General features: G+C 38.8%; 19 protein-coding genes. 15 read left to right on the forward strand and 4 right to left on the reverse strand.

Annotated features, from left to right (window positions below; translation table 11 throughout):
• The first annotated feature begins 322 nt into the window (after window positions 1-322).
• The 5 genes from H5159_RS14710 to ihfA all read left to right on the forward strand — a co-directional run bounded on the left by H5159_RS14710 (window position 323) and on the right by ihfA (window position 6119).
• The gene (locus H5159_RS14710; RefSeq protein WP_024596168.1) at window positions 323-1378 is read left to right on the forward strand and encodes a DUF2066 domain-containing protein; all 1056 of its coding nucleotides are present in this window, start codon (window positions 323-325) and stop codon (window positions 1376-1378) included.
• On the forward strand, window positions 1378-2088 hold the full coding sequence (gene hda, locus H5159_RS14715; protein WP_002960693.1) for a DnaA regulatory inactivator Hda: 711 nt from the start codon (window positions 1378-1380) through the stop codon (window positions 2086-2088). The genes H5159_RS14710 and hda overlap by 1 nt, the downstream gene beginning before the upstream one ends.
• Window positions 2089-2433: 345 nt before the next feature.
• A complete protein-coding gene (gene pheS, locus H5159_RS14720; protein WP_039486289.1) occupies window positions 2434-3414 on the forward strand; it encodes a phenylalanine--tRNA ligase subunit alpha in 981 nt (326 codons plus the stop codon).
• 15 nt (window positions 3415-3429) lie between these two features.
• The gene (gene pheT, locus H5159_RS14725) at window positions 3430-5817 is read left to right on the forward strand and encodes a phenylalanine--tRNA ligase subunit beta (protein WP_182780507.1); all 2388 of its coding nucleotides are present in this window, start codon (window positions 3430-3432) and stop codon (window positions 5815-5817) included.
• 2 nt (window positions 5818-5819) lie between these two features.
• Window positions 5820-6119, forward strand: coding sequence for an integration host factor subunit alpha (gene ihfA / locus H5159_RS14730; RefSeq protein WP_002960690.1), 300 nt, complete (start codon window positions 5820-5822; stop codon window positions 6117-6119).
• Window positions 6120-6357: 238 nt separating this feature from the next.
• On the opposite strand, the gene H5159_RS14735 is transcribed toward ihfA, so the two are convergent.
• The gene (locus H5159_RS14735; RefSeq protein WP_182780508.1) at window positions 6358-7158 is read right to left on the reverse strand and encodes a DUF2989 domain-containing protein; all 801 of its coding nucleotides are present in this window, start codon (window positions 7156-7158) and stop codon (window positions 6358-6360) included.
• A gap of 174 nt (window positions 7159-7332) precedes the next feature.
• Here H5159_RS14735 and H5159_RS14740 point away from each other — a divergent pair, with 174 nt between their 5' ends.
• The 10 genes from H5159_RS14740 (at window position 7333) to ccoG (ending at window position 20450) form a co-directional block, all read left to right on the forward strand.
• Window positions 7333-8775, forward strand: coding sequence for a glyceraldehyde-3-phosphate dehydrogenase (locus H5159_RS14740; protein ID WP_002960684.1), 1443 nt, complete (start codon window positions 7333-7335; stop codon window positions 8773-8775).
• 183 nt (window positions 8776-8958) lie between these two features.
• On the forward strand, window positions 8959-10086 hold the full coding sequence (locus tag H5159_RS14745) for a M14-type cytosolic carboxypeptidase (RefSeq protein ID WP_002960683.1): 1128 nt from the start codon (window positions 8959-8961) through the stop codon (window positions 10084-10086).
• A 378-nt stretch (window positions 10087-10464) separates the two neighbouring features.
• Entirely contained in the window at window positions 10465-11967 is a 1503-nt protein-coding gene (locus tag H5159_RS14750) for a sodium:alanine symporter family protein (RefSeq protein WP_002960681.1), read from the forward strand.
• A gap of 139 nt (window positions 11968-12106) precedes the next feature.
• Window positions 12107-12433 carry a hypothetical protein gene (locus H5159_RS14755; protein ID WP_002960680.1) on the forward strand — a complete coding sequence of 109 codons (327 nt, stop codon included), beginning with the start codon at window positions 12107-12109 and terminating at the stop codon, window positions 12431-12433.
• Window position 12434: 1 nt separating this feature from the next.
• Window positions 12435-12716, forward strand: a complete 282-nt coding sequence (locus H5159_RS14760) for a YeaC family protein (RefSeq protein WP_007378333.1) — start codon at window positions 12435-12437, stop codon at window positions 12714-12716.
• Window positions 12706-15387, forward strand: coding sequence for a DUF349 domain-containing protein (locus tag H5159_RS14765; RefSeq protein ID WP_182780509.1), 2682 nt, complete (start codon window positions 12706-12708; stop codon window positions 15385-15387). The genes H5159_RS14760 and H5159_RS14765 overlap by 11 nt, the downstream gene beginning before the upstream one ends.
• 95 nt (window positions 15388-15482) lie before the next feature.
• Window positions 15483-16037 (forward strand): DUF1439 domain-containing protein, encoded by a 555-nt coding sequence (locus tag H5159_RS14770; protein WP_002960677.1) that lies wholly within the window; start codon window positions 15483-15485, stop codon window positions 16035-16037.
• Window positions 16038-16105: 68 nt separating this feature from the next.
• Window positions 16106-17410 (forward strand): AarF/ABC1/UbiB kinase family protein, encoded by a 1305-nt coding sequence (locus H5159_RS14775; protein ID WP_182780510.1) that lies wholly within the window; start codon window positions 16106-16108, stop codon window positions 17408-17410.
• Window positions 17411-17503: 93 nt separating this feature from the next.
• Window positions 17504-18922: a sigma-54-dependent Fis family transcriptional regulator gene (locus H5159_RS14780; RefSeq protein WP_182780511.1), complete on the forward strand. Its 1419-nt coding sequence runs from the start codon at window positions 17504-17506 to the stop codon at window positions 18920-18922.
• Window positions 18923-19067: 145 nt separating this feature from the next.
• A complete protein-coding gene (ccoG, locus tag H5159_RS14785; RefSeq protein WP_182780512.1) occupies window positions 19068-20450 on the forward strand; it encodes a cytochrome c oxidase accessory protein CcoG in 1383 nt (460 codons plus the stop codon).
• Between the two features lie 42 nt (window positions 20451-20492).
• Here ccoG and H5159_RS14790 read toward each other — a convergent pair whose 3' ends face one another.
• The 3 genes from H5159_RS14790 to H5159_RS14800 all read right to left on the reverse strand — a co-directional run bounded on the left by H5159_RS14790 (window position 20493) and on the right by H5159_RS14800 (window position 22743).
• Complete coding sequence (locus H5159_RS14790) at window positions 20493-20903, reverse strand: hypothetical protein (protein WP_182693656.1); 411 nt, start codon at window positions 20901-20903, stop codon at window positions 20493-20495.
• Window positions 20904-20976: 73 nt separating this feature from the next.
• Window positions 20977-21891 (reverse strand): M14 family metallocarboxypeptidase, encoded by a 915-nt coding sequence (locus H5159_RS14795; protein ID WP_182780513.1) that lies wholly within the window; start codon window positions 21889-21891, stop codon window positions 20977-20979.
• Between the two features lie 114 nt (window positions 21892-22005).
• A complete protein-coding gene (locus H5159_RS14800; RefSeq protein WP_182780514.1) occupies window positions 22006-22743 on the reverse strand; it encodes a hypothetical protein in 738 nt (245 codons plus the stop codon).
• Between the last annotated feature and the right edge of the window lie 111 nt (window positions 22744-22854).

Raw genomic sequence — 22854 nt, forward strand, 5'->3', positions numbered from 1 at the left:
AAACGAAACAGCGCCGATGATAGTGTAGCATTTGCTATGTGAAAGTAGGACATTACCAGGCTTCAAATTGTAGAGAGCCCGACTAGAAATAGTCGGGCTTTTTTACGTCTGCAGAAAAGTGAAATGCGCGCAATTAACACACATTCACATCAACACCATCACGTAGGTCGGGTGAGCTTAGCGACTCCTGAAGTTAATTTAATCTTTTTTATTTTTTATAAAAGCTAATTACTCTCATTTCCTTAGATAACAAATTTAATTTTGCTTTGTTACTGTCTTTGATTTAGGATCAAATCAGTTTAAAACCAAGAACTAACAGCCTGTGTATAGATTATTAATTAGCGCCATATCCATTTTATTTTGTTTTTCTGTGTCGGCAGTTGAAGTAACTGATCTATATCAAGATATTTTAAAAGTGGATGACAAAACACGAGATACTCGATTAGCTGCGAGTCGTAAAGCTTTGCTTAATGTTTTAGTGAAAGTAAGCGGTGATGAAACTGCGGATCAAAATAAATTAGCGCAGCAACGTACTAAAGATATTTCTGATTATATGCTTAAGTTTGAATATGACGAGAGAGCAAATGGACAATTGAAACTCGTTGTTAAATTTGAAGCTCGAAAGATCAACGCGCTAATCAAAGAGTTAAACTTACCTTTATGGGGAGTACAACGTCCATTAGTCGCAATATGGTTAGGTATTGAAGACAATTGGCGCAGAGAATTGGTAACACAAGAAAGTTACCCGCAGTTAGAGCAGTTAATTTATGACAAAGCAGGGCGTCGTGGTTTACCTGTCGTTGTTCCATTACTTGATTTACAAGATCGACGTCTAGTAGGTATTCCTGAGGTGTGGGGTAACTTTTCAGAACCAGTAGAAGAGGCCTCTAGACGCTACAGCGCTGAGCGAAGTATTACAGCTAGAATGTATAAAGAAGCAGATAGCGAAAATTGGATTTTAGATTGGCGTTTTACTAATGATGATCAATTTGATTCAAATCGATTAACTGGTGATAAACAGCAAATAGTGAGCCAGATGATTGACACCTTAGCGCGAGGCCTTGCAAGCGAGTATGCAATTGATCCAAATGCTTATTATGAACAAGCAACTGCTACGCTCACGCTAAAGGGTACACAAAGTTTTGTTGATATAGAATTAGCGAAACGAAGATTATTGAGCCTGAGTGTTGTTACGCAAGTCAAAATTGTTCGTAAAACACCGGAATTTGTTGAATTTAAACTAAACCATACTGGTAACTTGAGTGATCTTAAAAAAGGGTTAGGGCTAGACTCTTCATTTAAAGATTATGAGGATCCACGCGCATTTTATCATGTTGTTGATAAAAATAGCTTAGAGTATCAATGGGTAACACCATAATGCTAATGTCTGAGCCGATGCAAATGGCACTACCGGTTACTTTACCGGATGACGAAACATTTGCATCGTATTTTGGGGGAGAAGACTCTTTGGAGGTTAATCACCTAAAAGATAGCTTTTCCAAATTAGCAAAAACGTTTCAGTATACATACCTATGTGGTTTAGGTGATTCGGGCAAGTCTCACCTTTTATATGCAACCTGTATTAAAGCACAAGAGCGTGGCCTATCTAATATGCTACTGTCTATGCGCGAAGTAATTGACTTTGGACCCATGGTATTAGACGGTTTAGAAGCGCTTGATGTTCTATGTATTGATGACGTGCATTTAGTTGCAGGGAATGATGCGTGGGAAAAAGCACTATTTAACTTCTTTAACCGGTTTAACGAACCCGGTAAAATGTTAGTAGTAACTGCTGATTTACTTCCTAGCATGCTCAATATATCTCTGCCTGACTTAGAGTCTCGTCTAACGTGGGGAACAACCTTTCAAATTCGTTCTATGAGTGATGACGATAAAGCACAAGCGCTTGTTAAGCGCGCTCACATGCGCGGCCTTGAATTAAGTGATGAGTGTGCACGCTTTTTATTAACCCGTTTAAGCCGTGATATGCGAGCTTTATTAGATGTACTCGACAAATTAGATCATGCATCCATGGCTGCACAGCGAAAATTAACTATTCCTTTTATAAAATCAACGTTAAAGCTGTAGTAGGTCTAGAATCTAGACCCTGCTTTCAGTTATCATAAGCTATTATCAGAGCGTGTTTACCTTTCCTGATTGGAATTTGTTTAATTTAAGAGTGCTTTAATCGCGTCGTGAGGGCTTTAGCGTAGTATTTATATGCGAAACCCGAACAACAAAGAACGTAGCCTCCGAGATAAACACTTCAAACTGCATGTGTTTGGTCTTTATTTAGCGTTATTGCATCACTTATGTAGGAAACTACAGTCCAATGCTTAACCTTATTTAATAACCAACCACACTGTTGTAAAGCAATCTTAAAAGGCCAACACGCTCTTAAGCAATCACCTTCTGTGAAAGATCAGGTATCGAATGAACTTAGAAAACATATTAGCGCAAGCACTTGAGGCGGTAGCCAGTGCCAGTGAAATAGCGCAGTTAGAAGATATCAGGGTTAATTACCTTGGTAAAAAAGGCGAAATCACTAGCTTACTTAAAACGTTAGGTAAAATAGCACCTGAAGAACGTAAAGAAGCAGGCCAAGTTATAAACCAAGCTAAACAAGATGTGCAAGTTGCTATTAACGAAAAGCGTGAATTGCTTGCAAGTAAAGCACTTGAAGAAAAGCTAGCTGCTGAAACTATAGATGTAACTCTGCCAGGACGTGTTATGCCTACCGGCGGTTTACACCCAGTTACGCGCACTATTGAGCGTATAGAAAGCTTTTTTGGTGAGTTAGGTTTTGAAGTTAAATCTGGTCCAGAAATCGAAGACGATTTTCATAACTTTGATGCGCTAAATATCCCTGAGCACCATCCAGCACGTGCTGATCATGATACCTTTTATTTCAATCCTAAATTAGTACTACGCACACAAACTAGTGGCGTGCAAATTCGTACTATGGAAACTGAGCAGCCACCACTGCGCATTATTTCACCTGGACGTGTATACCGTAACGATTACGACCAAACACATACACCAATGTTCCACCAGGTTGAAGGTTTAATGGTTGATACCGATGTTAGCTTTACGGAGTTAAAAGGTATTTTGCATGATTTTTTACGTAACTTCTTTGAAGAGGATATGGAAATTCGTTTCCGTCCTTCATTCTTCCCATTTACAGAACCTTCAGCTGAAGTAGATGTTATGGGTAAAGACGGTAAGTGGTTAGAAGTACTAGGCTGCGGCATGGTACATCCCAATGTACTTAAGTCTGTGGGCATTGACCCAGAAAAATACACCGGCTTTGCCTTTGGCATGGGTGTAGAGCGTTTAACAATGTTGCGCTATGGCGTAAACGATTTGCGTGCATTTTTCGAAAATGACTTAAAATTCCTGAACCAGTTCCGTTAAGAGTGAAACAATAAAATGAAATTTAGTGAAAAGTGGTTAAGAGAGTGGGTTAATCCTGCTATTGATACGCAAGCTCTTTCGGAACAGCTTTCAATGGCTGGTCTAGAAGTTGATGGTGTTGAGCCTGCTGCTGCCAAATTTAATAGCGTAGTTGTTGGTGAAGTTGTTGAATGTGGTCAACACCCTGATGCAGATAAACTTCGTGTTACCAAAATTAACGTAGGTGGCGATGAGCTACTTGATATCGTGTGTGGTGCACCAAATTGTCGTTTAGGTATTAAAGTTGCTGTTGCAACTGTGGGCGCTGTACTTCCTGGTGACTTTAAAATTAAAAAAGCCAAACTACGCGGCCAACCTTCAAACGGAATGCTATGTGCTTTTGTTGAGCTAGGTATTAGCGAAGAAGGCGACGGCATTATGGAATTGCCAAGCGATGCACCAGTAGGCACTGATTTACGTGACTACCTAGGTCTTGATGACAATATTATAGATGTTGACTTAACACCAAATCGTGGTGATTGTTTAGGTATTAAAGGCCTTGCTCGTGAAGTAGGTGTTTTAAATAGCATTGACGTAAATGTATTAGATATCCCAGCGGTTACGCCAACAATTGATGACAAAGTATCAATTGAGCTAGTTAACGAAGATGCATGTCCTCGTTACCTTGGCCGTGTGATAAAGGGCATTAACCTTGATGCTGAAACACCACTTTGGATGGTTGAAAAATTACGTCGTAGTGGCGTACGTTCTATCGATCCTGTAGTTGATGTTACTAACTATGTATTACTTGAACTTGGTCACCCAATGCACGCGTTTGATTTAAATGCGATTGAAGGTGGTATTAAAGTTCGTAGTGCAAACGCAGGCGAAGAACTTGTTTTATTAGACGGTAATACCGCTAAATTAAACGACACAACACTTGTGATAGCCGATCATAATAAAGCACTTGCAATTGCGGGTATTTTTGGTGGGGAGCAATCAGGTGTTACAGATAAAACATCTGATATATTACTTGAAAGCGCATTTTTTAATCCTGTAGCAATTGCAGGACAAGCACGTAGCTACGGTTTACACACTGATGCTTCACACCGTTATGAGCGCGGTGTTGATTTTGCTCTACAACACGATGCAATGGAACGTGCAACAGCACTTCTTCTTGAAATTGTGGGTGGTCAAGCAGGTCCAGTAGTTGAAGCTGTTGCGGCTGATAAACTACCAAAAGTGACTGAAGTACGTCTTCGTCGTGCACGTTTAGACCGTGTTATTGGTCATCATATTGAAGATGCTAAAGTAACAGATATTCTTACGCGTTTAGGTCTTGATGTTAAAGTAGAAAATGAAAGCTGGAGTGCGGACGTACCAAGCTACCGTTTTGATATTCGCATCGAAGAAGATTTAATTGAAGAAGTAGCACGTGTTTACGGTTACAACAGCATTCCAAATGTTGCACCAACTGCAAAACTTAAAATGACGACACATAACGAAGCAACTATTGCGCTTAGCAAGTTCCGCAATACGTTAGTGACTCGTGGTTACCAAGAAGCAATTACGTACAGCTTTGTAGACCCTAAAGCACAAGCTATTTTACACCCAGAGTGTAAAGCAATGGTATTACCGCATCCTATTTCAATTGAAATGTCAGCAATGCGTGTAAGTTTAATGCCGGGTTTATTAGCGTCTGTAGCGTATAACCAAAATCGCCAACAGCCTCGTATTCGTTTATTCGAACATGGTCTTAAATTTATAAGCGACGAAAGTGCAGAAAATGGTGTTTACCAAGTACCGGTTATTGGTGGTGTTATTACGGGTCTTGTAAATGGTGAACATTGGGTTGAAGAAAAACGCAATGTTGATTTTTACGATTTAAAAGGTGATGTTGAAGCCTTACTTGCAATTACCAATGACATTACTCGCTTTGAAATTAAAGCCGAGCAGTCAGATGGACTTCACCCTGGTCAATCAGCAGTAATATATGTTGATGGTAAAAAGGTTGGTTTTTTTGGTGCTTTACATCCTCAAGCTCAAAAGTCGTTAGATATCAACAACGCAACTTTTGTTTTTGAAATTGAAATGTCAGCAATAGAAAAAAGAAATTTACCGCAAGCCGAAGGGGTGTCTAAATTCCCTTCAAATCGCCGCGACATCGCGATTTTAGTGGCAGACAGCGTTAAATCTGGCGACATTTTAAGCGTGATCGAAAAAGTTGGCGGAAATCAATTGGTTGACCTAAACTTATTCGATGTGTATAAGGGCAAAGGTATTGAGCCAAATTATAAGAGTTTGGCGATTGCTCTAACACTGCAAGCGGTTGATAGAACACTCGAAGAGAAAGATATCAATCTAGTAGTTGATAACGTGGTGGCCGAATTGGCCGAACAGTTTAATGCATCGTTGAGGGACTAGATATGGCGCTTACTAAAGCCGACATAGCTGAACACCTATTTGAAAAGCTCGGGATCAATAAAAAAGATGCCAAAGATTTAGTTGAAGCGTTTTTTGAAGAAATCCGCTCAGCGCTAGAAAAAGGCGAGCAGGTTAAGCTCTCTGGATTTGGTAACTTTGATCTTCGAGACAAAAAAGAAAGACCAGGCCGCAACCCGAAAACAGGCGAAGATATTCCTATTTCGGCACGTCGCGTGGTGACTTTTCGACCAGGTCAAAAGCTTAAAACCCGTGTAGAAGTGGGCACAAGCAAAGCAAAATAAAAAAAGGCAGCGTAAGCTGCCTTTTTATTTGCCTGAATAACCTAGTTATTAAATTATACCAACCTGCATAAATCTTTGATCAATTTAAGGAATTAAATAACACTATAACGTCGTTAAAATATTTTTATCTAGAACAACTAGATACAAAATTTTTGCCTAGTTCTAGCGTAATTTCCTTAACGTTAAATAGACCCCATACATAAGCAGATTGGTATTAGGTTATTTTTGCGATTATAAATTAAAACTCTCGAGGAGATACAAAATCACCTGCCATTATTTGCTGAAATGTTTGCTCTGCAAGTACATCTAAGCTATCTAAGCTTTTACCATTTGCGACTAATTTCTGCTCAATTTCAAATACATCAATATTTTCAATCCCCGACATTTGCGCTACTTTAGAAAATATATATGCGTGCTTAAACTTATCATGTTTATAAAAAAGACTAATAAGTGATGTATACACTTCCGGATTCGGTATGTTGTCTTTTTTATTGAGCTCTAGAGTTTTATAAAGTAAATCAATGGTTTTTTCATCATCAAATTTAATATAGTACGATGCTAAAAAAAATTGCATTTCGGCACTTTGCGTTACACTTTTATCATTTTCTATAGCCAATAATTTAGTCAACGCACTTTGGTTGTTATTTCGTGACCATTGGTAGTAGAGCAAACCTGGGTGGTTTGTATTTTGGGTATCTTGATATAACCGAGTCATTTCTTTAATACTCGTTAGTTGACCATCAATACGTGACGTTTTTTTAGTTTTTAACTTAATATGTTCAATTTTAGCGGCCAAAGTTATGCATTGGTTATAAGATTCAAAGTCCTTGAGTAATTGGTATTTATTTTCATCAGTAGGGTCTTTGTATTCTATGTAGCGTTTGATAATTACATCAGAACGCTCATCCTTGCAGTGACTGTCTTTGTTTAAGTCGCTACAAAAGCCAGGTGTTTCTTTGCACACTTGTGCGAGTGTTAACGGCTCTTCACACCCTGCCAATGTTAGCAAACCCAATAGTACACTTGCTTTTTTAAGCATTCCTTAACCCCAAATGAATATTTACTTTGTTATTCTAACGCAATCATTTAACGCCTAACAGTAGAGAATAACTTCAGTTTAAATTAGAATAGCCCTGCCTGAAGTGCATTACTCTCAAAATATAGTGCATTTTTAAAGGCTATCCGTTCAAAATGATAAACTTAGGTAAATAAAATGACCTCATCTCACGAGTTAGAATACACAAATAGTTGGCAAGAGCGCCAAGATTACGCAGAAAGCATGCAACCAATCATTGGTAAGCTTTACCGTAATCGTGGTATCGAAATCGCTGTATATGGCCGTCCTCTCGTAAATGCCAGTACTATCGATATTATAAAATCTCACAAAACCGTTGCTCAGTTTGAAGGCACTAAATTACGTTTGCGCGAAAGCTTCCCATTTTTAGAAGCTATCAGCAAAATGGAATTAAACTCAGCACGTATTGATATTGGTAAGCTTGCATATAGTTATTTGTTCACTGAAGCCGCAAAAGGTCGTTCAGTAGAAGAGTTTGTAAAAGATGAACTTGCAGAAATAACAGACTCACCAGCGAAAGAGCCACGCGATGTAGTATTGTATGGTTTTGGTCGTATCGGTCGTTTATTAGCGCGTTTATTAATTGAAAAATCAGGTCCATATTCAGATTTACGTTTGCGCGCTATTGTTGTGCGTGGTGGTAAAGATGGGGATCTTGAAAAGCGTGCAAGCTTACTGCGTCGTGATTCAATTCACGGTCCATTCAATGGCTCAATAACGATTGATAAAGAACGCAATGCAATTAAAGCTAACGGTAGCTACATTCAAGTTATTTACGCTAACTCTCCTAGCGAAATTGATTACACTCAATACGGTATCGACAATGCATTAATTGTTGATAACACCGGTATTTGGAAAGACGAAGCGGGCCTTGGCCAGCACCTAGAGTGTAAGGGCGCTGCAAAAGTATTATTAACAGCTCCTGCAAAGGGCAATATCAAAAACATCGTATATGGTGTTAATAACAAAGATATATTACCTGAAGATAAAATTGTTTGTGCAGCAAGCTGTACAACCAATGCAATTACACCAACGCTTAAAGCATTGAACGATAAGTTTGGTATCAATAATGGCCATGTTGAAACTGTACACTCGTACACGAACGATCAAAACCTTATTGATAACTACCACAAAGCAGAGCGCCGTGGCCGTGCCGCAGCACTTAATATGGTAATTACTGAAACAGGTGCTGCAAAAGCGGTTTCAAAAGCATTACCAGAGCTTGAAGGCAAGTTAACAGGTAACGCAATCCGCGTACCTACACCTAATGTGTCGCTAGCTATTTTAAATCTTAACTTAGCAACAAGCACATCAGTTGAAGAGCTAAACGCATTTTTACGCGATACAGCACTTCATTCAGACTTACGTGATCAAATTGATTACACTGCATCAACGGAAATTGTATCTACCGATTTAGTAGGTAGTCGTTACGCAGGTGTTGTTGATTCACAAGCAACAATTGTTGAAGATAACCGTATTGTTTTATATGTATGGTACGACAATGAGTTTGGTTACAGCTGCCAAGTAGTACGTTGTATGCGCGATATGGCCGAAGTGTCATTCCCAAGCTTACCTCGCTAATTTATTTGCAGTGACTTAAAAGCCAGCATGTTGCTGGCTTTTTTGGTCGTGTATTATTTTTAAAGCGTATGCCTTGTGATAGGCTTTAATTAAGAAGATGCACATTCGTTTTACTATTTATAAAATAATGTCAGTTCTGTGAATTAATAAGCAGATAAACTTATTCAACCTAAAGGTTTTTTCATGAAAATCAGCAGCAATTTCGACAGTGGTAATATCAAAGTTATTGAAGCCACCGATCCTTTAAATATTCAATTAGAAATTAATAAAGATCACCAGTCTGAATTTTATCAGTGGTTTCACTTTCGTCTTGAAACAACACCTTACCAATTGCATAAGTTAAATATTAATGAGCTTGATAAATCAGCTTACCCAGATGGTTGGGAAGGGTACCAAGCCGTTGCATCATATGACCGCCAAACATGGTTTCGTGTACCATCAAGCTATGAAAATGGCACATTAAGCTTTGAAATTGAACCAGAGTGCGGCAGCGTATATTTTGCTTACTTTGCGCCATACAGTTACGACCGCCATTTAGATTTATTATCTTGGGCACAAAGCCAAGGCGCTTGCCAATTAATAACGCTTGGTGAAACACTCGATGGCCGCGATATGAGTGTGCTTAAAATTGGTGAGCCAAGTGAAGACAAGAAAACCATTTGGATCACAGCACGTCAACACCCAGGTGAAACAATGGCGCAGTGGTATGTTGAAGGTCTACTGCACAAACTTCTTGATGACGAAGACCCACATGCAGCTGCGCTTCTATCAAAAGCAGTTTTTTACGTTGTGCCTAATATGAATCCAGACGGTAGCGCACGCGGACATCTTCGTACTAACGCTAAAGGTGTTAACTTAAACCGTGAATGGCAAACACCAAGCATGGAAAATAGCCCTGAGGTTTACTTAGTGCTTAATAAAATGCGCGAAGCTGGCTTAGATATGCACTTAGACATACACGGCGATGAAGCTATCCCATATAACTTTGTGGCAGGCAGTGAAGGTATTCCAAGTTACGATGAACGCTTAAAAGGCTTAGAAGATAGCTTTAAAGCTGCGCTTTTAACTATTACACCTGAGTTTCAAGATGAGCATGGCTATCCAAAAGATGAGCCAGGTCAAGCTAACCTAACGGTAGGTTCATCAGCTACGGCTGAAGAATTCAAAGCATTAACGTACACAATTGAAATGCCATTTAAAGACAACAACGATTTACCTGATCCAGATTACGGCTGGTCAGATCGTCGTTCGTATCAATTTGGTCAAGATACATTAGCGGCTATTGTTAATGTTGTTGATGATTTAAGATAAAACGTTTATCTAAAAGGGTATCAATAGTTTTGATACCCTTTTTGCTTTTAATAAAACCCTTTGTATAAAAAATAATAATCATATAGCAGCTTTATTCTTAAAACGTTTTCAACGCTTCTTCGCTGCGTATCATCACCGTATCGGTACAAATCAATCTACTTTCATTTAAATACTACAGATGTAATGCCTTTCGCCAAGTGTGTAATTATATATTTTGAAAATTAAGTGTTAACAAAGTTAGGTTACTTAAGTTAAGATTAATTAAATCATGAGTCGGGACGGGAGAGGTAAAACCTTATTTCGTAAAGCTTATGTAGCGTAGTAGCTAAAGCAGAGTCTCGTAATTAAAAATAATAAATATAACTATAGAGGATATCCATGGAAGCTTTTGTAAGTGCTGTTAATGATGTTGTTTGGAGTAATGCACTCATCTATTTATGCCTAGGCGCAGGCTTGTTTTATTCAGTATTAACTCGATTTGCTCAAGTTAGACATTTTAAAGAAATGTGTAAGTTATTATTTAGTCCTAACACGTCTGATAAAGGTATCTCATCTTTTCAAGCCCTTGCAGTATCGTTGTCTGGACGCGTAGGCGTTGGTAATATCGCAGGTGTGGCAGCAGCTATCGGTTTTGGTGGGCCAGGTGCTATTTTTTGGATGTGGGTTGTTGCATTTTTAGGTGCAAGCACTGCATACGCAGAGTCTACTTTAGGCCAAATTTATAAAACAGAAGAAGACGGGCAATACCGTGGTGGCCCAGCGTATTATTTTGACCGTTGTTTAGGGCAAAAGTGGCTAGCTGTTTTATTTGCTGTTTCGGCGATTATTGCCTGTGGTGTATTTCTACCTGGTGTACAAGCAAATGCAGTAGGTAATGCGTTTACCCAAGTGTTTGGCAGTGGCAACATGGTTACTACTAGCTTTGGTGACGTAGGTAGCTTTAAGTTAGTCGCTTTAGCAATCATCCTTATTGTTTTAGCGTTTATTATTTTTGGCGGTATAAAGCGTATTGCAAACTTTACGCAAGTAGTAGTGCCATTTATGGCACTGGGTTACATAGTACTGGCATTAATCGTGGTATTTTTAAATTTAGATAAAGTAGCTGATATATTCTATTTAATTATTAGTGATGCATTTACTGCACAGGCTGGTTTTGGTGCCGCTATTGGTTGGGGCGTAAAGCGTGGTATATATTCTAATGAAGCTGGCCAAGGTAGTGGGCCTCATGCTGCAGCCGCTGCAGAGGTTGATCACCCAGCTCAACAGGGTTTAGTACAAGCTTTTTCGGTTTATGTTGATACCATTTTTGTGTGTACTGCAACAGCATTAATGATTTTAATAACGCAGCAATATAATGTTGTGGGTGATTTACCAGCAGGACAGTTTATTGTACAAAATGTCGATGCAGCGACTGAAGTTGGCTCAGCAGCCTTTACTCAAATGGCTTTATTTAGTGTATTTGGCAGCTTTGGACAAGCATTTGTCGGTATTGCATTATTCTTCTTTGCCTTTACCACAATACTTGCTTATTACTTCATTGCAGAGACAAATATTGCTTACTTAAATCGTTACTTTAAAGGCAATATCCCGCTTGTCCTTGTGAAATTTGTGATTATGTTCATGGTTGCATACGGTATGGTTAATAATTCAGGTTATATCTGGACTATTGGAGATATTGGCGTTGGCTTAATGGCTTGGATTAACATATTGGGTATTTTAGCTATTTTCTTTGTAGCTAAGCCAGCTTTGTTATGTTTGAGCGATTATGAGGATCAGAAGAAAAAAGGCGGAAAAATCACATTTGACCCAGTTAAATTAGGGATTAAAAACGCCTCGTTTTGGGAAAAGCGTTTAGAGAAACAGTCAAAAGACGCTGAGTAATTAAACTTAGTGGGCAACTTAGAAAATTATAGCCCCTAAATCAGTTGTTGGTTTGAATTCAAAAAAGACAACGAGAAATAAAACAAGTACAATAAAGGCGCCGAAAGGCGCTTTTTTTATGCGTAGTATGGAGAGAAGTATGGCGATTATTCGTTGCCCAAAATGTGCAAAATCAATTTCAGATAAACATAAGCAATGTCCGCATTGCGAAAGCAACATTGCAGAGCTAAACGACGAGCAAGTTTTACAACTTCAGCGCGAACAGCGAATTAAAAAAAAGCAGATGTTTATAAATCACTCCTTTTTGGCGCTTATCTTATTTTTAGGTGGTTTTTTCTGCTTGTACTTTTTACAACCGCAAGAAGAAACACTTCAGTGGTATGCTTACACTGCCGCAATAGGCATAGGCTGTATCTGGTACCTTATAAATCGTATTATTTTAGTGACTCTAAAAAAGAAAAAATGACATGAACATCGACAATCTTGTACAAAATATTACTCCCGAATTATTCGAACGCTTACAATACGGTGCTTCTACTGGCAAGTGGCCAGACGGTACCGTTTTATCAGATGAACAAAAGCAACAAACAGTGCAGTTGGTTATGTTGTATCAAGCAAAGGTGGCTCAATCAAACGAGCAATTTACGATTGGTGCTAATGGTGAAATGATCCAAAAGACAAAAGCTCAACTACAAAAAGAATTCAAATCAGACAACGAAATAGCTAGGTTTAGTGAACATGATCTTTAAGCACCTTTTTACACCTAAGTGGAAACACCCAAAGCAACAAGTACGTCTTGATGCTATCGAAAAATTAGACATTGAACGTGATGCAACCATATTAAACACGTTAGCACTTGAAGATAGCTCAGCTGAAATTCGCCGTAAAGCGCTGCAAAAGGTAAACAATTTGCCGCTATGGTGGAAAGCGTATAAACAAGATCAAGCATTAAAAGATATAGCAGAGCTGCAAATATCTAATGCTGTTTTAAATAGCGAAAGTACATTAACAGCGCAAATCAAAAGTGAATACATAGAGCGTTTTGCACCTGTTAAAACACTCGAAAAGTTAGCATTTGCAGAAAAAGAACTGCAAGTACGCGTTAAATTATTAAAACGTTTAGCAAACCCAAAATTAGTAGAAAAAGCATTTAAAGAAGGTAGCGAAGAGCTACAAACTCAGTTAGTTGAACTTGTTATTACCCATCAATTAATTAAGCCATTAGTAAAACATGCAAAAGGTGATGCAAAAGCAGCACTTGAAACGCATATTGAAAATGAGCGTTTAGCAATTGAAATGCCACTTCAGGTTGAAAGTTCAACACGTGTTATTTTAGCTAAGTTAAATGCTTTACGTGAAAAAACAGATTTTGGTGTTGTAAATTCACAAGCCGGCGAATTAATGGCCCAGTGGCAAGCACTTGAGCTTAAATGGTTAAGTGATGAACGTGTAAAGCTTCTTGATGAAAAATACACTTCGATTACCACTAAGTTAGATGCACACATTGAACAGCTAAAAGCGGTACATGACAAAGAGCAGCAGCAATTAGCGCAACAACAGCGTCAATTATTAGCACTTGCAACACTTGAAGCTTTAGGTGAAGAAATTGAAAATGCCTTACAGCTTGGTCTTGAAACTCCAGAGCAAATTCAACAAGATTGGCTTGATGCAAAAGTAGCGCAAGCTAAGCAAGCTATTAGCGAAACAGAACTTGCTAATAATGCACAATCAAAACTCGCTGTAAGCAAGTTAGAAAAACTATTTACTCAAGTTGCTAAATTACCCGAGCTAACAACGGCTATTAAAGAGTACAAACTCGCTTTTGCAGCATTATGCGAAATTAAGCCAGCAGAAGATTTAGCACAATACGATGCAACTCTTACTGAATTTAATAATGGCTTTAAAGCAGCGCGTAATCATTTGAATGTTTTAGATGGCGCACTGCAAAGTACCTTTAAAACACAGTTAAATGGGCATAAAAAGCAATTTTTAGCACCAATGAATGAGCTAGTTAAGCCACTTGAAAAAAACCAAAGCCAAGCAAAGCGCAAAGCTCGTGATGTTAAGCGCCTAATTGAAGAAGGTCGTTTTAATGTTGCTTTTGGCGTGTTTAAAGGCTTTGAAGAGTTATTTAATACACTTACTGAGCAATATCAGCAGCCACTTGTGAACATAAAAGCAGACCTTGAAGCGCAACTTGCAGATGCTAAAGATTGGCAAAAATACGCTGCAGCACCAAAGCGTAAAGCTTTATTAGAAGAAGTAAGTGCATTAGTAAGCGAAGAGTGTACAGACCCACAACAACGCGCAGAGCAAGTAAAAGCGCTACGTAAACGTTGGAATGAGTTAGGTCGTTTAGACACAGATGAAGAAAAGCTACAAGGTGTGCAGTTTGATGAACAAATCGAGTTGTTATTTGCGCCTTGCCGTAGTTACTTCGCAGAGCAAGAAGTGCAACGCGAAGCATCAAAAGCACAGCGTGAAAGTATTATTAACGACATGCATGCGCTCCATTTACAGCCAACTGCTGAGGATGATTTTGATTGGAAACAATATGAAAGCCAATACAATCGTTTAAATAAAGCGTGGCGCAGTGTGGGTAAAGTTGACCCTAAAACATACCGTACACTAAACGATCGTTATAAAAATGAGCAACAACAAGTACTGGCTTTATTAAACGCATTTCATAAAAGTAATGCAGCACTTAAAAATGAGTTAGTAGAAAAAGCGCAGCAATTATCACAAAGCGATGATTTAGCCGCTGCCTGCCAAGAGTTGAAGCAAATGCAGCAGCAATGGCAAACCATTGGCTTTGCTGGTTTAAAAGCTGAAAATGCGTTATGGCAAAAGTTTCGTCAGTATAACGATGAAACATTTACTAAGCGTAGTAGTGAGTTTGAGCAGCAAAAACTCGAGCAAAACGAGTCAGATAAACAAGCAATTGCAGAACTTGCTGAGCTTGAAGCAGCACTTAGTGATGTTAATCAAAGAGCGCAGTTGCACGACCTAGAAACAAAAGTGAAAGGGTACACGCAATTTAGATCGTTAGCGCCAAAGGTTACTAAGCTACTAGCTGCTATTGAAGATAAACTTGCATTGCTTACAAGTAAATCTGAGCAAGCTAATTTAGATGCATTAATTACTGCACTTGAAAACAATGAAGCGTTACCAAGTCAGTATCAAGCACCGCTTAAAACAACATTAAGTAAAGAGCAACTTATTACTCGTATGGAAATACTAGCGAACGTAAGTTCAACCGATAAGTCACTTAGAATGGCAGAACAAGTAGCCATGCTAGATGACAAACATCGTGGCGATCATGCTGATTTAAACTATTATTTAAAACAGTTATTAGCGCTCAGTGACGGTTCAGTTGAACCTGACACACTAACGCGACTTAAAGCGACACTTGCAGCTTAATAAAACCAGCATAATATGTGCTGGTTACTATTTTACTAAGCCGCTTTAATAGCGGCTTTTTTATGTACCACTAATTTATAAACAAAAGGGCTTTCATGAGAATTTTAGTTATTATTGCAGCGTTATTTTTAACCGCCTGTAATACCACGCAAGGCATATCAGTATATTCATTTACCAACTCTGAGGTTGAATCTGTACTGGGTAAGCAATTACCAAAGTTAAGTGAAAAAGTAAGCTTAATGGGTTTACCCGTTCAGTTTGATGTAAACGACTTAAGTGTCAACATTGGACCTGATAACCGCGATGTTGTTGTGCTTGGTGCCGATTCTAGCGCTGAAATTAATGCATTCGCTCTTAAATACCCTGTGCGTTTAAAGCTGCAAATTGAAGGTAGCCCATTTTACGACAGTGAGAAAAAAGCAGTGTTTTTACGTAATATTAAATTACTTGATTCGAGTGTAGATGCCGGCGGTTTTAAAGGTAATTTAGGTGCGCTTGATAGCCAAGCAATGGATGTTATTAATGCTTTTTTAGCGGTTAACCCAGTTTATACTCTAAACATGGATGACCCTAAAATGATGCTACTTAGTAAACTTCCACTTGATATGAAAGTGGTTGAAGGCGCAATTAAGCTAGTACCTCGTCTATAAGTAGATCTACCTACTTACAATATACGTATTGATTAGCCTGACTTTCAGGCTAATTAGGTTTTAATATTATGGCGGCTCCTCGTACTGTTCCCACTTCTCGGCTTTCCCGTTTTGCAAAATTAGGCTCACTTGCCACAGGTGTTGCTACCAACATGTTAGTTGATGGTGCTAAGAGCGCGCTAACTGGTAAAGGTTGGGATAATAAAAGCTTACTACTACAACCTAAAAACATTGAAAAACTAGCCACACAGCTATCACATTTACGTGGTGCAGCAATGAAACTGGGGCAATTGCTCTCAATGGATGCCGGTGATCTACTTAGTCCTGAATTAGCTCAGTTACTTGCTTTACTTCGCTCAGACGCGAACCCAATGCCTCATAAGCAGCTTGTTGAAGTGTTAAAAGAGCAATGGGGGGATGAGTGGCTAGCGCGTTTTTCTCACATTGAGCTAAGACCTTTTGCAGCGGCTTCTATAGGGCAAGTTCATTTAGCTTATAAAGAAAATGGCGATCAGCTTGCTGTTAAAATTCAATACCCTGGTATTGCAAAAAGTGTAGTAAGTGATGTCGATAACGTTATTTCGTTATTAACGATTTCTCGGTTATTGCCAAAAGACCTTAATATTAAACCACTTATTAATGAGGCTAAGGCGCAGTTATTAGCCGAGGCTGATTATAAGCGGGAGGCTCAGTATTTAATACGTTATAAAAATGCATTAGCAACTAATCCCCACTTTAAAGTACCCAACGTATATCCAGAGCACAGCACACAACAAGTGCTAACTATGGAGTATATAAAAGCAGAACCTATTGAGAGCATTACAGAGCTACCTGATAGTCAAAAAAGCTTTGTTGCAGAGCAACTGATTGATTTGTTTTTTAAAGAAATGTTTGAATTTAAATTAATTCAAACCGACCCTAACTTTGCCAACTTTCATTATCAGCTTGATACACAAAAAATTGTTTTATTTGATTTTGGTGCAACGCGAGAAATATCAACCGAGCTTAGCTTAGCGTACTTAGCCTTATTTAAAGCGGGTAGCGAAAACAACCGAGAAGGTGTACTTAAAGCGGCATCACACATAGGTTATTTTAAAAATGACTTAGTTGATGAGTATAAAAACAACGTCATTGATTTATTTTTAATGGCGTGCGAGCCGCTAAGAGTAAAAGGGGAATTTGATTTTAAAAATAGTGAACTCGCGCTCAAAATTAAAAATGCAGGGCTTGCCCTTAGTGCGCAATCTCAGCAATGGCATACACCGCCCGTTGATGCGTTATTTATTCACCGAAAACTTGCAGGACTTTATTTAATAGCCGCAAGGCTAGGTGCAAAAATAGATGTAAAAACGTTATTTAAGCACTATTTCTAGCGTTTTAATTTACGCGTAAGCGAACTTTAAGTAATGAGTGCACTTAGCGTATAAAATTGCCATAATGCTCGCGATATTTCGCGAGGTGCATTTATGATAAAACAATTTTTAAACGATCCTAAATTATTGCTAAACGCAGTAGGTGAGGGCATATACGGTTTTGACCTATCGGGTAATGCGGTGTTTGTTAATCCTGCCGCTGAGCGCATGACAGGTTGGTGCGCTGAGGAACTATTAGGTAAAAAAATACACCAATATCATCACCATACTCATGCTGATGGCACACCTTATCCCGCAGATGAATGCCAAATTTACTGCACCATGTTTGACGGAAGGCGTCGTGAAGTTAAAAATGAAGTTTTTTGGCGTAAAGACGGTAGCTCATTTGCAGTTCAATACACTTCAACACCGGTTTATCAAAATGATAAGTTAATTGGTGCTGTAGCGGTATTTCGCGATATATCACTGCAACAGCAAACACAAAATGCACTGCAAGAGGCACTTACTCAAGTAAAGCACTTAAGTGAGCAGCTAAAAGATGAAAACAACTACTTAATTGCAGAGCTCAACGAAGACTGGCAAGACTCAGGGCTAGTTGGACAAAGCCATATATTTCAAACCATGTTAGATCAAATAAAGCTGGTAAGTGAAACCGACAGCACAGTGCTTATACTTGGCGAAAATGGCACGGGTAAAGAGTTGGTAGCCCGTAACTTGTATAGGCTAAGCAAACGTAGTGAACAAGCCTTTATAAAAGTAAATTGCGCTGCATTTACACCGAGCTTGCTAGAGTCGGAATTGTTTGGCCATGAAAAGGGCGCGTTTACAGGTGCCAATGACCGCCGTAAAGGGCGCTTTGAACTTGCTGATAAAGGCACCTTGTTTTTAGATGAAATAGCAGAGCTTCCATTTGAGGCGCAAAGTAAATTACTGAGAGTCCTGCAAGAACAAGAGTTTGAGCGTGTGGGTGGCAGCAACACGCTAAAAGTAAACATTAGAGTAATTGCAGCGACTAATCGCGACCTGTGGGAAATGGTACAAAAAGGCACGTTTAGAATTGATTTGTATTATCGGCTCAATGTATTTCCTATAAAAGTACCTGCCCTTAAAGATCGAAAAGAAGATATTCCTTATTTATGCGCTAATTTGATTGCGCAGCTAAATAAACGGCTCGGGAAAAATTTAAAAGGGCTAAGTAAAAAAGCAATTACGCAGCTGCAGGCTTACGATTGGCCAGGCAATATTAGAGAGCTGCAAAATGTACTTGAACGCGAAGCTATTTTATCTAATCAAGCGGTACTTCAGCTAAGTCAGCCTTTGCAAGCGGGTGGTGAAGTAGTTATTAATCCTTCACTTACGCTCGATGAAGCGCAAAAGCAGCATATAACCTCTGTTCTTGTGTTATCGCACTGGCAAATATCAGGTGATAAAGGAGCGGCAGTTAAATTGGGCTTACCTGAGAGTACACTACGCTCAAAAATGCGAAAGTTAGGGATTGCTAAAGATTCGTGATATATCGCGAAGTGCGTTTAATGTCGCGAATTTTATTTTATTGCTTTGAAATAAACCGTTTAATATCAATAATGTAAATAAATTTTCAGCTTGGTCTGAAAGTTGCAAATGCTTGCGTAATACCCGTCATTATGAAGCAAGTACTATGAAGTTTGATATTAAAGAAGAAGACATGATCATTAAGCCCTATAACACCGAAGGGCCAATTTATATCCGCGAGCAAAAAGGATTTTTTCAGCGCATACGCCGTAATTTAGGTTGGCTGTTAATGCTAACTTTTATTGCAATACCGTGGATCCAATATAACGGTCAACAAGCTGTGCTGCTTGATGTGGCAACGCAAACCTTTACTATTTTTGGTTTAACACTCCTTCCTCAAGATTTTATGATTTTAGCCTTGCTATTCATGGTGGGGGCTTTTGCGTTATTTTTTGTAACCAACTGGCTTGGTCGGGTTTGGTGTGGATACACGTGCCCGCAAACAATATGGATGCTCATGTTTTCGTGGGTAGAGCAGCGCATAGAAGGCACGCGAAATCAGCGAATTAAATTAGATAAATCTCAGTGGACGCTAAGTACTTGGCGCAAAAAAATAACTAAGCACAGTGCGTGGATTATTATTTCAGTTTTAACCGCCACCTCGTTTATGGCGTATTTTATTCCAGCAAAAAGTTTGTATATGGAAATGCTTACATTTGAATGGTCAGGTATTACGAGCTTTTGGGTGTTTTTATTCGCTTTTTGTACTTACGGTAATGCAGGGTTTTTACGCGAAAAAATGTGCACGATTGCTTGCCCGTATTCTCGTTTTCAGGCTGTTATGTTTGATAAAGATACGTTGCTTGTTACCTATGATAGCAAGCGCGGTGAAAGTCGTGGACCGCGTAAACGCAAAGCCGATCCAAAAGAGCTTAACTTAGGTGACTGTGTAGACTGTAACTTATGTGTAGAGGTTTGCCCGGCAGGTATAGACATTCGAAATGGCTTACAATATGAATGTATAAACTGTGGCTTATGTATTGATGCTTGCGACGATACCATGGAGAAATTTGGTTATCAAAAAGGCTTAATTAAATACGCCAGCGAAAAACAAATGGAAGGCAAAAAAACCAATCCATTTAGATTAAAACTAATAGGATACGGCGCATTAACGGCTTTGTTAATCATTTCAATGTTTGCATGGATGCTGCAACGCACACCAATAGAAGCCTCAGTACTACGCGATAGGAATGCGCTTTATAGAGTGAACTACGAGGGCCTGGTAGAAAACCCTTATACACTTACTATTATTAATAAAACGCAGCAAGCACTGCATTACAGTATTGCCATAGAGGGCTTGCCAGAAGCAACACTCTCAAGTCCAAGTTCTACACTTATACAGCCAGGTGCAATGAAAAGAGTCCCCGTTACTGTAACAGCCGATGATTACAATATTGCGCACAAAGTGAGTAAGTTACAATTTATAGTAACAGCGCAAGAAGATGCCAGCATTACTATAACCAAAGACAGCCAATTTTATAAAAATTAGTACAGTATATAAGCTCTATATAAACAATGACTTGAGCTTTACCTAGCTCAAGTCATTGTTTAATTCATTTAAAATAAAATGCTTTGCCGATTCTAGATTATCAAAAAGACAATCTTTGAAAGTAACGTCTCTTTTGGCGTTTTGCATTATTCGTTGCATTTGGCTTATAGCAATAGGTGATGTAAGCACAAACGCGCTAATTAAACAGTTGTTTTGCTGCATGCTGTGGCTTATGGCTACCATTTCTTGCTCGGCCTGTGGGGTTGCAGCTACAACGTTTGATGAGTCACTTATATAACCCCATTTTTCGCCTTTAAATGATTGAATGGTTTCAAAAAGCGCTGTTTTAAAATTACTTAAAAGCTCAAGTTCTAGGTTTCCGCTAAATTGTGCAATAACTATATTATTTTCAAGCGATAAATTAACGTGTCCGTTTTCATTTTTGTATTCCATTAATACCTCCTAAATTAGCTTTTTATCTAAATTTAGTTTAGCAGCCAATAGGGTACAAGCGGCTGCAAACTTATTAAAGTGCTTTAATATAGTTAAGGGCGCTTTTAATAACCGCTACTTGCGCCAAAATACATTCTTCATCTGTGGTTGTTGGACTATCAGGGTATACCTCTGTTGTGGTTACATAGGGTGCATCTGTAAAGCCCATACACAAACCTAAATCGCGTGCTGCGTAATTAATAACGCCAAATTGCTCTTGAGGGACGCCTATTAACTGGTTATTTTCATCACTCGGTGCAATGTGCGTGACCTTTGCTACATCTTCGATAATTACTTTTTGAAATTCAGGCTCAGGCTTATTGGTATCGGCCACTAAATAAAACCCATCAGGTATGTTCCAATTAGTGTTTGTCGTGCCTTCACGGGCAGCAAGTGCGGGTCTAAATTCACTGTTATCGCTGTCGGTTGTTTCGTGTAAATCAATATGAGCAACTAAGTCTACATTGAGTGATTTTACAAACGCCATAATAGCTGCTGACTCTTGTGCTGGGCTGTCTTCGTAAAATGAGCGGTTAGGATCAATAGCATCAGGGTTCCAGCGGTTTATTGTTTCATATCCCCAAGGGCTAATGCAGGGCGCAACAACAATATTAAACTGCTCAGAGTGTTGCATAGCGGATGTTTTAGCAAATCTAAGTGCGCCATGTACGCCACTGGTTTCGTAGCCATGTACACCACCGGTGATTAAAACAGTTGGCTTATTGGCATTAAAGTTAGGCGTTTTTAATATATATAATGGGTAAGTACCAGCGGCGTAATTAAGCTCGCCGTATTGCTCTATATCTAAGGTGCTTTTAAGGTCATTAATTAGCGTTACGACTTCGTTTTGGTAACTGCGTTTAATGTTTTGGCGTGCTAACCACTGGGCTTTATCGTTGTTATTCCATTTTTTGCCTGGTGTGCCAATAGGGTATGTGCTGTTAGTCATAATAAACCTTTATATCAACTGTTATTTGTTCTCCTATAAATAAGGAGGGCAATTACAATTGGTAAAATTACTTAATAAAGGCGTAGCTTAACGCTGAGTAAATTAGCGTGCAAATTAAAACGTTAAAGTCATATTTTTAATAGCGCGTGATTGCTGGGCTTTAATATAACTTTGGCTTGCGAACTCACCCGAAATACTACCTACTCGTTCACGCCTTACACTAACGGTTAAACTACACGTTTTACTTTGATCTACTTGCGAGCTGCTAAACATATCTAAGCTTTGCAAATCTATTTCAAGGCGCGAAGTGCCAAGCGCAAAAAGCATTGATTGTAAAAGTGTTTCATTATTATTGTTAGTGCAGCTACTGCTAAGTCCTACTTGACTAGTACTATTGGGATCAGTGCCATCTAACTGAACTGTAAGGGGACTATTAATACTAAAAGTTTGGTTGTTACTCGGGGTTAAAATAATAAAATTTAAAGGTAGTTCCACACCTGAATTCGCATTTATGCCATCGTCTCGTTTAAATTTTATATCAAACTGTTGGTTATCATCAGTAGCATTTATATACGCTTGGTAATCAACGTCTAAAAAGTCGGTATCTTTTGTAAGTACAATAGCAGTGTTATTAACAACAGCTTGCAATGAGTCGCTATCGCTTAAAATAATGTTTGAGCCATTAGCATCTCCCGCATTTAGCTCTGCGTTAACACGCGTGCGGTTACCGTCAGAAATCAGTTCAAAGCCTGCCCAAATTCCTTTTGTTTTTACTAAATTCGACTCTGTTTCTGTTGTACAGGCGCATAATAATAAAATTAAAGCAGTTGTGGTAATGCACTTTTTAAGCATGTTAGCTCCTTTTAACCACTGAATTAGCTATAAGTAATTGTTTAATTGCGGATATACCTGGTAAATATATTAAGTGTATTTGTGCATTGTTACACAACACACTATCTGTAA

It is taken from the genome of Pseudoalteromonas sp. SG43-1 (genome assembly GCF_014164415.1).
GTDB classification, from domain to species: domain Bacteria; phylum Pseudomonadota; class Gammaproteobacteria; order Enterobacterales; family Alteromonadaceae; genus Pseudoalteromonas; species Pseudoalteromonas distincta.

Excerpts from the sequence above, each read along its gene's own strand:
- hda (WP_002960693.1), top strand. The coding sequence starts at position 1,378 with ATGCTAATGTCTGAGCCGATGCAAATGGCACTACCGGTTACTTTACCG.
- pheS (WP_039486289.1), top strand. The coding sequence starts at position 2,434 with ATGAACTTAGAAAACATATTAGCGCAAGCACTTGAGGCGGTAGCCAGT.
- pheT (WP_182780507.1), top strand. The coding sequence starts at position 3,430 with ATGAAATTTAGTGAAAAGTGGTTAAGAGAGTGGGTTAATCCTGCTATT.
- ihfA (WP_002960690.1), top strand. The coding sequence starts at position 5,820 with ATGGCGCTTACTAAAGCCGACATAGCTGAACACCTATTTGAAAAGCTC.
- H5159_RS14735 (WP_182780508.1), bottom strand. The coding sequence starts at position 7,158 with ATGCTTAAAAAAGCAAGTGTACTATTGGGTTTGCTAACATTGGCAGGG.
- H5159_RS14740 (WP_002960684.1), top strand. The coding sequence starts at position 7,333 with ATGACCTCATCTCACGAGTTAGAATACACAAATAGTTGGCAAGAGCGC.
- H5159_RS14745 (WP_002960683.1), top strand. The coding sequence starts at position 8,959 with ATGAAAATCAGCAGCAATTTCGACAGTGGTAATATCAAAGTTATTGAA.
- H5159_RS14750 (WP_002960681.1), top strand. The coding sequence starts at position 10,465 with ATGGAAGCTTTTGTAAGTGCTGTTAATGATGTTGTTTGGAGTAATGCA.
- H5159_RS14755 (WP_002960680.1), top strand. The coding sequence starts at position 12,107 with ATGGCGATTATTCGTTGCCCAAAATGTGCAAAATCAATTTCAGATAAA.
- H5159_RS14760 (WP_007378333.1), top strand. The coding sequence starts at position 12,435 with ATGAACATCGACAATCTTGTACAAAATATTACTCCCGAATTATTCGAA.
- H5159_RS14765 (WP_182780509.1), top strand. The coding sequence starts at position 12,706 with ATGATCTTTAAGCACCTTTTTACACCTAAGTGGAAACACCCAAAGCAA.
- H5159_RS14770 (WP_002960677.1), top strand. The coding sequence starts at position 15,483 with ATGAGAATTTTAGTTATTATTGCAGCGTTATTTTTAACCGCCTGTAAT.
- H5159_RS14775 (WP_182780510.1), top strand. The coding sequence starts at position 16,106 with ATGGCGGCTCCTCGTACTGTTCCCACTTCTCGGCTTTCCCGTTTTGCA.
- H5159_RS14780 (WP_182780511.1), top strand. The coding sequence starts at position 17,504 with ATGATAAAACAATTTTTAAACGATCCTAAATTATTGCTAAACGCAGTA.
- ccoG (WP_182780512.1), top strand. The coding sequence starts at position 19,068 with ATGAAGTTTGATATTAAAGAAGAAGACATGATCATTAAGCCCTATAAC.
- H5159_RS14790 (WP_182693656.1), bottom strand. The coding sequence starts at position 20,903 with ATGGAATACAAAAATGAAAACGGACACGTTAATTTATCGCTTGAAAAT.
- H5159_RS14795 (WP_182780513.1), bottom strand. The coding sequence starts at position 21,891 with ATGACTAACAGCACATACCCTATTGGCACACCAGGCAAAAAATGGAAT.
- H5159_RS14800 (WP_182780514.1), bottom strand. The coding sequence starts at position 22,743 with ATGCTTAAAAAGTGCATTACCACAACTGCTTTAATTTTATTATTATGC.